The sequence below is a fragment of the Stenotrophomonas sp. JC08 genome, assembly GCF_052180205.1.
Taxonomy (GTDB): domain Bacteria; phylum Pseudomonadota; class Gammaproteobacteria; order Xanthomonadales; family Xanthomonadaceae; genus Stenotrophomonas.
In genome coordinates this window covers 2700134-2714537 of record NZ_CP197473.1, presented here as the reverse complement: position 1 = coordinate 2714537, position 14404 = coordinate 2700134, and the positions used below count along the sequence as shown (strand labels likewise).

General features: G+C 66.4%; 13 protein-coding genes. 10 read left to right on the top strand and 3 right to left on the bottom strand.

The genetic code is table 11. The features are described from left to right. Positions 1-28: 28 nt before the first annotated feature. Positions 29-1216, bottom strand: a complete 1188-nt coding sequence (locus ACSBPQ_RS12425) for a pyridoxal phosphate-dependent aminotransferase (RefSeq protein ID WP_442682444.1) — start codon at positions 1214-1216, stop codon at positions 29-31. 127 nt (positions 1217-1343) lie between these two features. Here ACSBPQ_RS12425 and ACSBPQ_RS12420 point away from each other — a divergent pair, with 127 nt between their 5' ends. From ACSBPQ_RS12420 to hslU, 8 genes are all read left to right on the top strand, one after another. Next, entirely contained in the window at positions 1344-3455 is a 2112-nt protein-coding gene (locus tag ACSBPQ_RS12420; RefSeq protein ID WP_442682443.1) for a S9 family peptidase, read from the top strand. A 17-nt stretch (positions 3456-3472) separates the two neighbouring features. Further along, positions 3473-3877, top strand: coding sequence for a YbaN family protein (locus ACSBPQ_RS12415; RefSeq protein WP_442682442.1), 405 nt, complete (start codon positions 3473-3475; stop codon positions 3875-3877). A 94-nt stretch (positions 3878-3971) separates the two neighbouring features. After that, a complete protein-coding gene (gene lptM, locus ACSBPQ_RS12410; protein WP_442682441.1) occupies positions 3972-4181 on the top strand; it encodes an LPS translocon maturation chaperone LptM in 210 nt (69 codons plus the stop codon). After that, positions 4174-5025, top strand: a complete 852-nt coding sequence (dapF, locus tag ACSBPQ_RS12405; RefSeq protein WP_442682440.1) for a diaminopimelate epimerase — start codon at positions 4174-4176, stop codon at positions 5023-5025. Before lptM ends, dapF begins: the two co-directional genes overlap by 8 nt. Continuing rightward, positions 5022-5699 (top strand): DUF484 family protein, encoded by a 678-nt coding sequence (locus ACSBPQ_RS12400; protein ID WP_442682439.1) that lies wholly within the window; start codon positions 5022-5024, stop codon positions 5697-5699. The genes dapF and ACSBPQ_RS12400 overlap by 4 nt, the downstream gene beginning before the upstream one ends. 113 nt (positions 5700-5812) lie before the next feature. Continuing rightward, a complete protein-coding gene (locus tag ACSBPQ_RS12395; RefSeq protein ID WP_442682438.1) occupies positions 5813-6157 on the top strand; it encodes a DUF3079 domain-containing protein in 345 nt (114 codons plus the stop codon). A gap of 50 nt (positions 6158-6207) precedes the next feature. Further along, the gene (gene hslV / locus ACSBPQ_RS12390) at positions 6208-6759 is read left to right on the top strand and encodes an ATP-dependent protease subunit HslV (protein ID WP_442682437.1); all 552 of its coding nucleotides are present in this window, start codon (positions 6208-6210) and stop codon (positions 6757-6759) included. Between the two features lie 111 nt (positions 6760-6870). Then, positions 6871-8244 carry an ATP-dependent protease ATPase subunit HslU gene (hslU, locus tag ACSBPQ_RS12385; protein WP_442682436.1) on the top strand — a complete coding sequence of 458 codons (1374 nt, stop codon included), beginning with the start codon at positions 6871-6873 and terminating at the stop codon, positions 8242-8244. Between the two features lie 130 nt (positions 8245-8374). Here the strand turns inward: hslU and ACSBPQ_RS12380 are convergent, their stop codons facing one another. Further along, entirely contained in the window at positions 8375-8785 is a 411-nt protein-coding gene (locus ACSBPQ_RS12380) for a hemerythrin domain-containing protein (protein WP_442682435.1), read from the bottom strand. 244 nt (positions 8786-9029) lie between these two features. After that, positions 9030-9710 (bottom strand): TetR family transcriptional regulator, encoded by a 681-nt coding sequence (locus tag ACSBPQ_RS12375; protein WP_442682434.1) that lies wholly within the window; start codon positions 9708-9710, stop codon positions 9030-9032. Between the two features lie 226 nt (positions 9711-9936). On the opposite strand from ACSBPQ_RS12375, the gene ACSBPQ_RS12370 reads away from it, so the two are divergent. Both ACSBPQ_RS12370 and smeE read left to right on the top strand, forming a co-directional pair. Continuing rightward, positions 9937-11118, top strand: coding sequence for an efflux RND transporter periplasmic adaptor subunit (locus tag ACSBPQ_RS12370; RefSeq protein WP_442682433.1), 1182 nt, complete (start codon positions 9937-9939; stop codon positions 11116-11118). A gap of 12 nt (positions 11119-11130) precedes the next feature. Further along, positions 11131-14274: a multidrug efflux RND transporter permease subunit SmeE gene (gene smeE, locus ACSBPQ_RS12365; protein ID WP_442682432.1), complete on the top strand. Its 3144-nt coding sequence runs from the start codon at positions 11131-11133 to the stop codon at positions 14272-14274. Positions 14275-14404: the final 130 nt, after the last annotated feature.

The following is a 14404-nucleotide window of genomic DNA, read 5'->3' as shown; positions in this document are numbered from 1 at the left end:
GCAGGTCCGGGGGATGAATGCTCCCGCGTTAGCGGGGCCGGCTGTCCCAGCTTTCCAGACCCCGCGCAATGCGCCTCACCGCTTCCTGCAGCCGTGCCACGTCCTGGGTATAGGCGATGCGCACATGCTGGTGGGCGCGGTATTGGCCGAAATCCAGCCCCGGCGTGAACGCCACATGCTCGGTTTCCAGGAAGTGCGCGCAGAACGCCTGCGCATCGTCGGTGAACGCGCTGACATCGCAGTACAGATAGAACGCGCCCTGCGGCTCGACGTCGATACGGAAGCCCAGCTCGCGCAGGGCCGGCAGCAGGTAGTCGCGGCGCTGGCGGAACTGATCGCGGCGCTGTTCGAAGATCGCGATCGTCTCCGGTTCGAAACACGCCAGTGCCGCATGCTGGGCCATCGACGGTGCGCTGATGTACAGGTTCTGCGCCAGTTTCTCCAGCTCAGGCACGGCCTGTGGCGGCGCCACCAGCCAGCCCAGCCGCCAGCCGGTCATGCCGAAGTACTTGGAAAAGCTGTTCAGCACGAGGGCCTCGTCATCCACTTCCAGCACGCTGGGGGCGTCGAAGCCGTAGGTCAGGCCGTGGTAGATCTCGTCGACCACCAGATGGCCACCGCGCGTCTTGATTGCGCCCGACAGCGCGGCCAGCTGGCCGGCATCGAGTGTGGTGCCGGTGGGGTTGGCTGGCGAGGCGACCAGCGCGCCGACGCTGTCGCTGTTCCAGTGCTGCCCGACCAGCTCCGGGGTGAGCTGGTAGCCGGTCTGCGGCCCCACCGGCACCAGCTGTGCGGCACCTTCGACCAGGCGCAGGAAGTGGCGGTTGCACGGATAGCCCGGGTCGGCCAGCAGCCAGTGCCGGCCGGGATCGACCAGCAGGCTGGAGGCCAGCAGCAGAGCGCCGGAGCCACCCGGGGTGATGAGGATGCGCTCGGGATCGATGGCCAGGCCGTAGCGGTCGCGGTAGAAGCCGGCGATGGCCTCGCGCAGCGCCGGCAGGCCACGGGCGGCGGTGTAGCGGGTATGGCCGGCGGCCAGCGCGGCCTGGCCGGCGTGGATGATCGGTGCGGCGGTGGTGAAATCCGGTTCACCGATCTCCAGATGGATCACATCAAAGCCGGCCTGTTCCAGCGCATTGGCACGCGCCAGCAGCGACATGACGTGGAACGGCGCGATCTCCTGGCTGCGGCGGCTGTAGAGCGAAGAAGTGTTCATGCCGCCATCATAAGCTGCGGTTCCGCCGCCGCTGCCGCCATGGCTGGCGTTTCTCGGGGCAGCCATCTCGGGCACACTGTCGGCCATCGCCCGGGCGCCGCTGCGTCCGTCCACACGGTGCCCGATCATGAAATCCCTCCTTTGCCTGTTGGTTGCCAGCCTGATGATGAACACCGCCGCCGCGTCCGCCCTGCCGGTTCCGCCCGATGTCGAACAACGTCCGCATACGGTCACCGCACCGTTCGGGGCGCAGCGCCAGGACGAGTACTACTGGCTGCGTGACGACAGTCGCCAAGATCCGGCGATGCTGGCCTACCTCAACGCCGAGAACGCCTACACCGACGCGCTGATGGCGCCGCTCAGGCCGCTGCAGGAAAAGCTTTATGGCGAGATCGTCGGCCGCATCAAGCAGGACGATGCCAGCGTGCCGTACCGCGAGCGCGGTTACTGGTATTACACCCGCTACGAGACCGGCAAGGACTACCCCATCCATGCGCGCCGCAAGGGCGACATGCAGGCGCCTGAGGAAGTATTGCTGGACCTCAACCCGATGGCCGAGGGCAAGGGCTATTTCAGCGTTGGCGACATGGACATCAGCCGCGACAACCGCCTGCTGGCCTGGGCCGAGGACGGCGTCGGCCGCCGCCAGTACACGCTGCGCTTCAAGAATCTTGAAACCGGGCAGCTGCTCGAGGATGTGATCGAGGGCGCCGCGCCGAACGTGGTCTGGGCCGATGACAACCGCACCCTGTTCTACGTCGAGAACGATCCGGAAACCCTGCTCACCGTGCGCGTGAAAAAGCATGTGCTCGGCACCCCGGCCAGTGCCGACGTGACGGTCTACGAGGAGGCTGACGACAGCTTCTACATGGGCATCGACCGCACCCGTGACGACCGTTACATCGTCATCGGCGTGGACAGCACGGTGTCCTCGGAGCTGCGTTACACCCCGGCCGCCAACCCGGGCGAGTTCACCGTGCTGGCGCCGCGCGAGCGCGATGTCGAGTACGACGCCGACCACTTTGATGGCCGCTGGGTGATCCGCACCAATGCCGATGGCGCGCAGAATTTCAAGCTGGTCACCGCCCCGGAGGGCGCCACCTCGCGCGCACAGTGGCAGGACTGGATCGCGCATGATCCGCAGGTGCTGATCGAAGGCTTCGAGCTGTTCGACGGTTTTACCGCCATCGCCGAGCGTGCCGATGCGCTGGAGCGCCTGCGCCTGGCGTTTGCCGATGGCCGCAGCGAGTTCGTCAAGGCCGACGAGCCGGCCTACTCGATGGGACTGTCGGTCAATGCCGAACCGGATACCGACTGGCTGCGTTACAGCTACACCTCGCTGACCACGCCTGCCACCACCTACGAGCTCAACGTGAAGACCGGCGAGCGCCGCCAGCTCAAGCAGCAGCCGGTGATCGGCTACGACCCGTTGCTGTACCAGACCGAGCGGGTCTGGGTCACCGCGCGCGATGGCGCACGCATCCCGGTGTCGCTGGTCTATAAAAAGGGTTTCAGGAAGGACGGCACGGCCGCCCTGTACCAGTACGCCTATGGCAGCTACGGCATTTCGATGGACCCGGGCTTCAACCAGAGCGTGGTGAGTCTGCTCGACCGCGGCGTGGTCTACGCCATCGCCCACATACGCGGCGGGCAGGAAATGGGCCGGGCGTGGTACGAGGACGGCAAGCTGCTCAACAAGCAGAACACCTTCAACGACTTTGTCGATGTCACCCGCGCGCTGGTGGCGCAGGGCTGGGCAGCGAAGGATCGGGTAGCCGCTTCCGGCGGTAGCGCCGGCGGTCTGTTGATGGGCGCGGTGGCCAACCAGGCGCCGGCCGACTACCGGGTGATGGTGGCGCAGGTGCCGTTCGTGGACGTGGTCACCACCATGCTCGACACCAGCATCCCGCTGACGACCAACGAGTACGACGAGTGGGGCAATCCCGAGCAGCAGCGGTATTACGACTACATGCTCGGCTACTCGCCCTACGACAACCTGCGGGCACAGGCGTATCCGTCGCTGTTCGTCGGTACCGGCCTGTGGGATTCTCAGGTGCAGTACTGGGAGCCGGCCAAATGGGTGGCGCGCCTGCGTGATCTCAACACCGGCGAGCTGCCGATCGTGTTCCGCACCAACATGGAAGCGGGCCACGGTGGCAAGTCCGGACGCTTCCAGCGCTACCGCGAACAGGCCGAGTCCTTCGCCTTCGTGCTGGCGCAGCTGGGCGTGGCGGACTGAGTGGCGGCCGGCGGCTGATGCCCGGGAGTCGGCCCGCAGCCGGACCACGTCGCCCGCGCCTGCGCTGGGCGTGGTGGCTGCTGGCCTATGCCAGCCTGGGGGTCGGCATCGTCGGTATCGTGCTTCCGGTGTTGCCGACCACGCCGTTCGTGCTGCTTTCAGTCTGGGCCGCGGCGCGTGGCTCCGAACGCCTGCATCGCTGGCTGCTGGCGCATCCGCAGTTCGGTCCGCTGATCGTCAACTGGGAGCAGCACGGCGCGGTCAGCCGCAAGGCCAAGTGGCTGGCCACGCTGACCATGATGCTGGCCGCGGCGCTGATGCTCTGGTTCGTGCCGCTGCCGTGGGTGAAATGGCTATCCGTTGCCAGCATGGCCTGCGTCTGCACCTGGCTGTGGCTGCGGCCGCTGCCACCCGGGCAGTAGCGCCGGCGGCGATCGGCTGGCGGATGAATCGCCGCCATTGCCGGCAGCGCAGGCCGGCGGCAGCCATGGCACGGCAGTGGATATACTCTGCGGCATGAACAAATCCATCCGTTTCATGATGTTCGTTGCAGCCGCCTGCGCGCTGCCGGCTCTCAGCGCATGCGGCAACAAGGGGCCGCTGGTACTGCCGCAGAAGCCGGTGCCGGTGGAGGAGCAGGAGATCGTGCCGGAGCCGCAGGACGTGGAGCCGGTCGATGAGGGTGTCGATGGTGATGCCGACGGCTCCGATGCGAATAATGGGTAAAACCGCTCCGGGGCAATTGCGTTTCAGCAAGATGCATGGCGCCGGCAATGATTTTGTGGTGTTGGACTTGCGTGAAGGCCACCTGCCGCCGGATGCGGCGCTGGCGGCGCGGCTGGCCGACCGTCACCGCGGTGTCGGCTGCGACCAGATATTGACCATCGAGCCGCCGCGCGACGAAGGCGCGGTGGCGTCCTACCGGATATGGAACGCCGACGGCTCCAGCTCGCAGCAATGCGGCAATGGTGCGCGCTGTGTCGCCGCCTGGCTGGTGCGCGACGGTGCGGCGCAGGGCGACAGGTTCGGCATCGACAGCCCGGCCGGCCGGCATGCGGTTCAGCGCCTGGCCAACGGTGATTACGCGGTGGCGATGGGCCGGCCGGTGCTTGAGCCGGGACGGATTCCATTGCAGGGATTTGCGCATGTGCGCGACGAGTACGTCATCTCGCTGCAAGGCGAGAGCCTGCACTTCGGCGCGGTATCCATGGGCAACCCGCATGTGGTGCTGGAAGTCGGACTGGTCGATGCCGCGCCGGTGGAGCGGATCGGCCCGCTGCTGCAGCAGCACGCTTCGTTTCCGCAGTCTGTAAATGTCGGGTTTGCCCAGGTTGTCGATGCAGGCCATGCCCGCCTGCGGGTGTTCGAGCGCGGTGTTGGCGAAACGCTGGCCTGCGGCAGCGGTGCCTGCGCCGCGGCCGTGGTGCTGATGCGGCGCGGTCGCCTGCGGCGTGATGCGATCATTTCGCTGCCGGGAGGCGATTTGCGTATCCAGTGGCCGGATGACGCTGCCGAAATCGTGATGTCCGGACCGGCGGCCTTCGTATTCGATGGGGAGTGGATGGGATGAGCGACGCAGTCGAAAAAATGGGTGCCCATGAAGTCGCGGCATGGCTGCGACGTCATCCGGGTTTCCTCAAGCAGTTTCCCGATCTGGCGCTGAGCCTGGTGGTGCCGCGCGATGACGGTCCCACCGCCTCGCTGGCCAGCTACCAGCTGGAAGTGCTGCGCGACAAGAACCGCGAGCTGTCACGGCGGCTGGCCGACCTTGGCAGCAATGCGCAGATCAACGAGCGGCTGGCGGTGCGTACCCATCAGCTGACACTGGCGTTGATGCGCCAGGGCAGCGCCGCCGACACCCTGAAGGCGATGGCCGCCTCGCTGGAGGAGGACTTCGCCGGTGACCTGGTCAGCATCGTCAGCCTGCAGCCGGTGCCGGAGCTAGAACAGGTGCCATGGCTGCAGGTGATCGCGATGGACGATCCGCGGCTGGCACCGTTCCACGACTGCCTGACCGACGGCGAACCGATCTGCGGCCGGCTGCAACAGGAGAAGAACCAGGTCCTGTATGGCGAGCGGATGAGCGAGGTGTCCTCCACCGCCCTGCTGCCGCTGCCGGGGGTCGGGCTGATCGCCGTCGGCAGCCACGATCCGAACCGGTTCTACCCGGGGATGGGCACGCTGTTCCTGCGCATGATGGGCGAGGCACTGGCCACGGGCCTGCAGCGTTTCCAGCAGGCGTGAATACGGTGGTGCGGCGCCGGGTGTCCCCGGCCCGGCAGCCCTTGGCTTGATCCGCATCAGTGCGCAGCCGATGGCGGTCGCGCAGTGTGGAGGCCCGTCGTGGAGGGATCGCAATGGCCAGGCCATTGCCGCTCAAACCCAGGCATCACGAGCGCATCTGCCGGGGCTGTGACCGCTATTGCGGCGCCGAAGCGCTGGCCTGCGGCAACGGTTCCGGGCGTACCCGGCATCCGATCGAGACCGATGGGGAAGCCTGGTTCCTCGCCTGGGGCATCGAGCTGGAGCCGGATCGTCCGAACCACGGCAGGCTCGGGCCATGGCGTGTTGCGATGATGCGGCGGGTGCGGATCAGGCGGTGCGCTCTGGCGTGCGGCAGTCGTGCCTTGTCCGACGGGAATGGTGTGGGTGATGGGAGCGCTGAACGCGGGCTGTCGCGACATGCCCAAGGGACGGGTTGATCGCGTCCGCTTCCGACCCCATTACCGTTGAACAGTATTCCGGAGGCCATATGGACCCCAGCCAGAACCCGAACGTTTTTCACGCCACCACTATCTGCTGCGTGCGCCGCGGCGAACATGTGGCGATCGCCGGCGACGGACAGGTCACCCTCGGCCACACGGTGATGAAGGGCAACGCGCGCAAGGTGCGCCGGCTCGGCCGTGATGGCCAGGTGCTGGCCGGTTTCGCCGGTGCCGCCGCCGATGCCTTCACCCTGTTTGAACTGTTCGAAGCCAAGCTCGAGAAGCACGGCCAGCTGACCCGTGCGGCGGTGGAACTGGCCAAGGATTGGCGCACCGAGCGCCGTCTGGGCAAGCTCGAAGCGCTGCTGGCGGTGGCCGACCGGGAAACCTCGCTGATCATCAGCGGCACCGGCGATGTGATCGAGCCGGAGGACGGCATCATCGCCATCGGTTCCGGCGGCTCGTACGCATTGAGCGCGGCACGCGCGCTGTTGACGCATACCGCGCTGGACGCGAAGGCGGTGGCGACCGAGGCGATCAATATCGCCGGCGGCATCTGCATCTACACCAACACCAACGTAGTGGTGGAGGAGCTCTGAGCAGGAAATGACGAGGAAGGGGGAACCCGTGGCCATGCCACCGCGTTCCGGCTCCTCGTCCTTCTCCGTTGCCCGTTCCTCCCACACGTTCCTGTCTTCCGGGGAAGCACCATGAACCACAAGATCGAAACCTCCTCCGCCACCATGACCCCGCGCGAGATCGTGCAGGAGCTGGACCGCCACATCGTCGGCCAGCATGACGCCAAGCGTGCGGTCGCCATCGCCCTGCGCAACCGCTGGCGGCGCATGCAGCTGCCAGCGGAATTGCGCAACGAGGTGATGCCCAAAAACATCCTGATGATCGGCCCGACCGGCGTCGGCAAGACCGAGATCGCGCGTCGTCTGGCGACGTTGGCCAACGCGCCGTTCGTGAAAGTGGAAGCCACACGGTTCACCGAGGTCGGCTACGTCGGCAAGGACGTGGAACAGATCATCCGCGATCTGGCCGACACCGCGGTCAAGCTGTACCGCGAACAGGCCAAAGTGCGCGTGCGCACCCAGGCCGAGGAAAAGGCCGAGGACCGGATCCTCGATGCGCTGCTGCCGCGCCGCAGTGCCGGGATCGGCTTCGATGCCGAGGCCGCACGCAACGAGCCGTCGGCGGCCGACAACGAGACCCGCATCAAGTTCCGCCGCATGTTACGCGCCGGCGAGCTGGACGAGCGCGAGATCGAACTGGAGATTTCCGCCAACGTCAGCATGGACATCATGACTCCGCCGGGCATGGAGGAGATGGGCCAGCAGCTGCGCTCGATGTTCGCCAACCTCGGTGGCGGCAAGTCGAACAAGCGCACGCTGTCGATCAAGGCCGCGCGTCCGCTGCTGATGGAGGAAGAAGCCGGCAAGCTGGTCAACGAGGACGATATCCGCGAGGCGGCGATCGAGGCCTGCGAACAGCACGGCATTGTCTTCATCGACGAGATCGACAAGGTCGCCAAGCGCGGTGACAACGTCGGTGGCGGTGATGTCTCGCGCGAAGGCGTGCAGCGCGACCTGCTGCCGCTGGTGGAAGGCTCCAACGTGTCGACCAAGTACGGCACGGTCAAGACCGACCACATCCTGTTCATCGCCTCTGGTGCGTTCCATCTGGCCAAGCCCAGCGACCTGATCCCGGAGCTGCAGGGCCGTTTCCCGATCCGGGTGGAACTGGACGCGCTGAGCAAGGCCGATTTCGTGCGCATCCTCACCGAGCCCAAGGCCGCCTTGACCCGGCAGTACGTGGCGCTGATGGCGACCGAGGGCGTCCAGGTCGAGTTCAGTGATGAGGCGGTCGATCGCCTGGCCGAGATCGCCGCACAGGTCAACGAGCGTCAGGAGAATATCGGTGCGCGCCGCCTGCACACGGTGCTGGAGCGGCTGCTGGATACGCTCAGCTACGAGGCGCCAGACCGTGATGGTGACAAGGTGACGATCGACCGCGCGTATGTGGACAGCCAGCTGGGTGAGCTGGTGCAGGACCCGGACCTGAGCCGTTACATCCTGTAAACCTTCCCGAAGTGGAACGACAACGGCAGCACGCAAGTGCTGCCGTTTTTCGTGGGACAACCTCTGGATCAGGCGGTGCCGCCAGGCGTCAGGTTCCCTGGTAGCCCAGGGGCAGGCCAGTGGTACCTGCTCAGGCCAAGCGGGCGGCCGGGTACAGCTCGGCATTCTCGCGCTGCAGGCGTTCGAACAGCGCCCTGAGCACGGTGTTGGCGGCGCGCCGGAAACCCTCGGGGTCGGCCGCCAGCCGGGCCGGTACGCGCCACTGCTGCACGAACCGGGCAAACGATGCCGCCAGTCCCTGCATCTCCAGCCGGTAGCGCTCGCCCAGTGCGGCGGTCGCCGGATCCTTGCAGCGGGCCAGTGCTGGATACAGCACCTGGTCTTCGGCGGCGAGGTGGAATTTGATGTGGCTGGCGGTGCTGATGATCAGGTCGCTGATGGCCTCGGCATTTTCGCCAATACCCGCCTGTGACAGTGCCCGCAGTGCGTCGATCTGGGAAAGAATCTGCCGGTGGTCACGGTCGTATCTCTGGATATCCATGGTTGCTGCCCGCCTGCCTCCGGGTCGATGTTCGGTCCATGGAATAGCGGCTGCACCGGGCAAGGCTTGAGCTGGTCACACGTGGATGCCGGAAGCGTCCGCTGACCGGGTTACGGCGTGGCAGGCGCATGTCCGCGGGCCGTTGCGCGCTGAAGGCCGCTTTCTGTCAGTGGTCTGGCCGATAGCGGTGCTGCCTGCCTGCGCTTTCGCGCAGATCCACGCCGGCGTTCATTGCAGCCCGCGATTACTCCACTTCGTCGGCGTCCGTGGCTGGCAGCGGCTGCGGTTTGGCGCCGGGAGTGAAGACGCCGGGATTCACGTAATGGGACAGCAGCGCGTCCAGCGCTTCGCGGCTGTCACCGGTGAGGTCGAACATCGGCGGCTTCAGCAGCATCGCAGCGGTCATGATTCCGGTCAGGGTGGCATGCAGGATGCGCGCCAGCTGCCGGATGTCGACGCCGGGCCGCAGCTGCTGCAGTTCCTGGGCACGCTCCAGCGCGCGCTCGAAGATTCCCATCTCCTCGGTGACGTAGTCATTCTGCAGGCGCTGCATGGCCACGCTTTCCGCGCTCAGGTCATTGCGCAGCATGATCTCCATCATCCGCAGCAGACACGGGTCGCCGGCCAACTCGTCCAGCGACACCAGCATCGCCGAACGCAGGTCCTCGATCGGGGTGCTGCGGTGCGCCGCATAGGCGCGGCGCAGGCGCTTGATGAAAGGCGTGCGCTCGCGGTTGATCATCGCTTCGAGCACTTCGGTCTTGTTCTTGAAATGCCAGTACACCGCGCCGCGCGAATAGCCCGCGCGCTGGCCGATGGCCGCCAGCGAGGTTCCGGCCACGCCGTGTTCATGGAAGCACTCCAGTGCGGCATCGAGGATGCCTTCGCGGGTAGCCTGGGCTTCTTCTTTGGTCTTTCTGGCCATGACGCTGCACACATCGGGAATGAAACCGCCCTGAATTGTATCCGTTTACAGACATGCGTGTATGTATGTATATTCCGCGTCCAGCTTCGCACCGCCGTGCGCGTGTGCGTGGAAGATGGCGGTCTTGAGGGTGGAACCCGTAACGTAGGCACAGTCCCTACGGCAACGGCACCCTTCCTGCCCCGTCTGTCGCGTGCACTTCTCCTTCCCTAGCGAGTCTTTCCCCATGTCGCCCCTCCGCCACAGCCGTTTCCTCGTGCTTCCTCTTGCCCTGTCCCTGGCGCTGGTCGCCTGCAAAGGCGGTGAGGCACCGCAGCAGGGCGGGCCGGGCCAGGTCACCGTGGTGACCCTGAAGCCCGCGCCGGTCACCCTCAAGCGCGAGCTGGCAGGCCGCGCCAACGGCTACCAGGTGGCCGAAGTGCGCCCGCAGGTGAGCGGCATTGTCGCCAAGCGGTTGTTCACCGAAGGCAGCCTGGTGAAGGAAGGCCAGCCGCTGTACCAGCTTGATGACGCCGCCTACCGCGCACAGGCCAACAGTGCCCGCGCGCACCTGGCCCGCGCCCAGGCCAGCGCCAACGCCGCGCGGCTGGCCGCGCGCCGCAGCAGCGAGCTGGTCAAGAGCAGGGTGATCAGCGTGCAGGACGACGAGAACGCGCAGGCGGCGTGGAAGCAGGCCGATGCCGACGTGCTGGCCGCCCGCGCCGCGCTGGATGCGGCCAATGTGACGCTGGGCTACGCGCGCATCACCGCGCCCATCAGCGGCCAGATCGGCAAGTCCTCGGTCACCCAGGGCGCACTGGTCAGCGCCGGGCAGGCGACGCCGCTGGCAACGATCAACCAGCTGGATCCGATCTACATCGATGTCAGCCAATCCTCGGCCGAGCTGTTGCAGCTGCGCCGGGAAATGGCCGAAGGCCGCCTGCAAGGCGCCTCGGAACTGCCGGTGGACATCGTGCTGGAAGACGGCAGCACCTTCGCCCACAAGGGCACGCTGGAGTTTTCCGAAGTCAGCGTCGATCCATCCACCGGCAGCTACGGACTGCGCGTGCGTGTGGAAAATCCCGAGCATGTGCTGATGCCGGGCATGTTCGTGCGCGCGGTGGTGGGCAGCGGCGTGCGTCCGGACGGGCTGCTGGTGCCGATGCAGGGCATCGCCCGCGATGCCAAGGGCAACACGTCGGCGATGGTGGTCGATGACGAGGGCAAGGTCGCCGTGCGCCAGGTGGTTGTCAGCCGCACCGTCGGCGACAAGTGGCTGGTCGAGAGCGGCCTGAAGGCCGGTGACAAGGTCATCGTCGAAGGCCTGCAGAAGATCGGCCCGGGCATGCCGGTCCAGGCCACCGAGAAGGGTGCCGAAACCGCCAAGCCCGCTGGCGCGCCTGCCGCGGCGCCGGCCGCCCAGCAGTAAGCGGAGAACCTCATGGCACGCTTCTTTATCGACCGGCCCATCTTCGCGTGGGTCATCGCCATCATCATCATGCTCGCCGGTACGCTGGCGATGCTCAAACTGCCGATCTCGATGTATCCGGAGGTCGCGCCGCCGTCGGTGTCGATCACCGCCAGCTATCCGGGCGCGTCGGCCAAGGTGGTCGAGGACTCGGTGACGCAGATCATCGAGCAGAACATGAAGGGCCTGGACGGGCTGATGTACTTCTCGTCCAACAGCTCCTCCAACGGGCAAGCCAGCATCACCCTGACCTTCGAGAGCGGCACCAACTCCGACATCGCCCAGGTGCAGGTGCAGAACAAGCTGCAGCTGGCGATGCCGCTGCTGCCGCAGGAAGTGCAGCGGCAGGGCATCAACGTCGCCAAGTCCGCCTCCGGCTTCCTCAACGTGCTCGGCTTCGTTTCCGAGGACGGCAGCATGGATGAGAACGACATCTCGGACTATGTCGGTTCCAATGTCGTGGATCCACTCAGCCGCGTGCCGGGCGTCGGCTCGATCCAGGTGTTCGGCGGCAAGTACGCGATGCGCATCTGGCTGGATCCGACCCGGCTGCAGAGCTACAAGGTTTCCATCGAGGAGATCACCGCCGCGGTGCGCGCGCAGAACGCGCAGGTGGCGGTGGGCCAGCTCGGCGGTGCGCCGGCGGTGAAGGGCCAGCAGCTCAACGCCACCATCAACGCGCAGGACCGCCTGCAGACGCCGGAGCAGTTCCGCAACATCGTCATCCGTACCGAAACCGACGGCTCGATGCTGAAGCTCGGCGACGTGGCGCGGGTCGAGCTGGGCGCGGAAACCTACGACTTCGTCACCCGTTACAACGGCAAGCCGGCCTCGGGCCTGGCCATCACCCTGGCCACCGGCGCCAATGCGCTGGAAACCGCCGAGGGCGTGAGCCAGACGCTGGAGCAGCTCAAGGCCAACTTCCCGCCCGGCCTGACCGCGGTGATCCCGTATGACACCACCCCGTTCGTGCGGGTGTCGATCAAGGGCGTGGTCAAGACCCTGGTCGAGGCCATCGTGCTGGTGTTCCTGGTGATGTACCTGTTCCTGCAGAACTTCCGCGCCACGCTGATCCCGACCATCGCGGTGCCGGTGGTGCTGCTGGGCACCTTCGGCATCCTCGCGGTGCTGGGTTTCTCGATCAACATGCTGACCATGTTCGCGATGGTGCTGGCGATCGGCCTGCTGGTCGATGACGCCATCGTGGTGGTGGAGAACGTCGAGCGCATCATGGCCGAGGAAGGACTCTCGCCGCTGGAGGCCACGCGCAAGTCGATGAGCCAGATCACCGGCGCGCTGGTCGGCATCGGCCTGGTGCTGTCGGCGGTGTTCGTGCCGATGGCGTTCATGAGCGGCTCCACCGGCGTCATCTACCGGCAGTTCTCGGCGACGATCGTGTCGGCGATGGCGCTGTCGGTGCTGGTGGCGATCGTGCTGACCCCGGCGCTGTGCGCGACCATGCTCAAGCCGCTGAAGAAGGGCGAGCACCACGTCGTCCGCACCGGCTTGGCGGGGCGCTTCTTCAGCTGGTTCAACAACGGTTTCGATCGCACCAGCGGCCGCTACCAGCGGGGTGTGCGTGGCATCCTGCACCGCCCGGGCCGCTTCATGGTGGTGTTCCTGGCGTTGACGGTGGTGATGGGTCTGCTGTTCGTGCGCCTGCCCAGCTCGTTCCTGCCCAATGAGGACCAGGGCATCCTGATGGCGCTGGTCAACGCCCCGGTCGGTGCCACCCAGGAACGCACACTGGAGTCGATCTACAAGCTGGAAGACCATTTCCTGACCAACGAGAAGGACGCCGTGGAGTCGGTGTTCTCGGTGCAGGGCTTCAGCTTCTCGGGCATGGGCCAGAACTCGGGCATGGCCTTCGTCAAGCTCAAGGACTGGGACGAGCGTTCGGATGACAAGGGCGTGGGCCCGATCACCGGCCGCGCGATGATGGCGCTGGGACAGATCAAGGACGCTTTCATCTTCGCCTTCCCGCCGCCGGCGATGCCGGAGCTGGGTATCGCCTCCGGTTACACCTTCTTCCTGAAGGACAACAGCGGTGCCGGCCACGATGCGCTGGTGGCCGCGCGCAACCAGTTGCTGGGCCTGGCCGGGCAGAGCGACAAGCTGGCCAACGTGCGTCCGAACGGGCTGGATGACACTCCGCAGCTGCGCCTGGACATCGACGTGGCCAAGGCCGGCGCGCATGGGCTGTCGCTGGATGCGATCAACAGCACCCTGGCCACCGCCTGGGGCTCGAGCTATATCGATGACTTCATCGACCGTGGCCGGATCAAGCGCGTCTACGTGCAGGCCGATGACGGCTTCCGCATGAATCCGGAGGACTTCAACCTGTGGACGGTGAAGAACAGCGCCGGCGAAATGGTGCCGTTCTCGGCCTTCGCCAGCCAGCGCTGGGACTACGGCTCGCCGCGCCTGGAGCGCTACAACGGCGTGTCGGCGCTGGAAATCCAGGGCGAGGCCGCGCCGGGCGTGGCCTCGGGTGATGCGATGCTGGAAGTGGAAAAGCTGGCCAAGCAGCTGCCGGCCGGGTTCGGCATCGAGTGGACCGCGGTGTCCTACCAGGAACGCGAGGCCGGTTCGCAGACGCCGCTGCTGTACACGCTGTCGCTGCTGATCGTGTTCCTGTGCCTTGCCGCCCTGTATGAAAGCTGGAGCGTGCCGACCGCCGTGCTGATGGTGGCGCCGCTGGGCATCCTCGGCGCGGTGCTGGCCAACACGTTCCGCGGCATGGAGCGTGACGTGTACTTCCAGGTGGCGATGCTGACCACGGTCGGCCTGACCTCCAAGAACGCGATCCTGATCGTCGAGTTCGCCAAGGAGCACCTCGAGAAGGGGGCAGGTGTGATCGAGGCGACGATGCACGCGGTCCGCGACCGGTTGCGCCCGATCATCATGACCTCGCTGGCGTTCGGCCTGGGCGTGTTGCCGCTGGCCATCGCCACGGGTGCAGGCTCCGGTGCCCAGCGTGCCATCGGTACCGGTGTGCTCGGTGGCATGCTGGTCGGCACCTTCCTTGGCCTGTTCTTCATCCCGCTGTTCTTCCTGGTGGTGCAGCGCGTGTTCAACCGCAAGCAGTTGGCCAGAAACGCCGGGCACGAGGAGTGACGGCGGCCGACATCGGCTGACGCTGCCGGCCAGCCACCGGACAGAACCTGCCATGGACAGCGCCCCGCAAGGGGCGTTGTCCGTTTGAGGCCGGCACACCAGGCCGGGTTCATGGGTGCGGTTCGGGCGC

Coding starts and splice junctions, on each gene's coding strand:
- ACSBPQ_RS12425 (WP_442682444.1), bottom strand. CDS start 1,216: ATGAACACTTCTTCGCTCTACAGCCGCCGCAGCCAGGAGATCGCGCCG.
- ACSBPQ_RS12420 (WP_442682443.1), top strand. CDS start 1,344: ATGAAATCCCTCCTTTGCCTGTTGGTTGCCAGCCTGATGATGAACACC.
- ACSBPQ_RS12415 (WP_442682442.1), top strand. CDS start 3,473: ATGCCCGGGAGTCGGCCCGCAGCCGGACCACGTCGCCCGCGCCTGCGC.
- lptM (WP_442682441.1), top strand. CDS start 3,972: ATGAACAAATCCATCCGTTTCATGATGTTCGTTGCAGCCGCCTGCGCG.
- dapF (WP_442682440.1), top strand. CDS start 4,174: ATGGGTAAAACCGCTCCGGGGCAATTGCGTTTCAGCAAGATGCATGGC.
- ACSBPQ_RS12400 (WP_442682439.1), top strand. CDS start 5,022: ATGAGCGACGCAGTCGAAAAAATGGGTGCCCATGAAGTCGCGGCATGG.
- ACSBPQ_RS12395 (WP_442682438.1), top strand. CDS start 5,813: ATGGCCAGGCCATTGCCGCTCAAACCCAGGCATCACGAGCGCATCTGC.
- hslV (WP_442682437.1), top strand. CDS start 6,208: ATGGACCCCAGCCAGAACCCGAACGTTTTTCACGCCACCACTATCTGC.
- hslU (WP_442682436.1), top strand. CDS start 6,871: ATGAACCACAAGATCGAAACCTCCTCCGCCACCATGACCCCGCGCGAG.
- ACSBPQ_RS12380 (WP_442682435.1), bottom strand. CDS start 8,785: ATGGATATCCAGAGATACGACCGTGACCACCGGCAGATTCTTTCCCAG.
- ACSBPQ_RS12375 (WP_442682434.1), bottom strand. CDS start 9,710: ATGGCCAGAAAGACCAAAGAAGAAGCCCAGGCTACCCGCGAAGGCATC.
- ACSBPQ_RS12370 (WP_442682433.1), top strand. CDS start 9,937: ATGTCGCCCCTCCGCCACAGCCGTTTCCTCGTGCTTCCTCTTGCCCTG.
- smeE (WP_442682432.1), top strand. CDS start 11,131: ATGGCACGCTTCTTTATCGACCGGCCCATCTTCGCGTGGGTCATCGCC.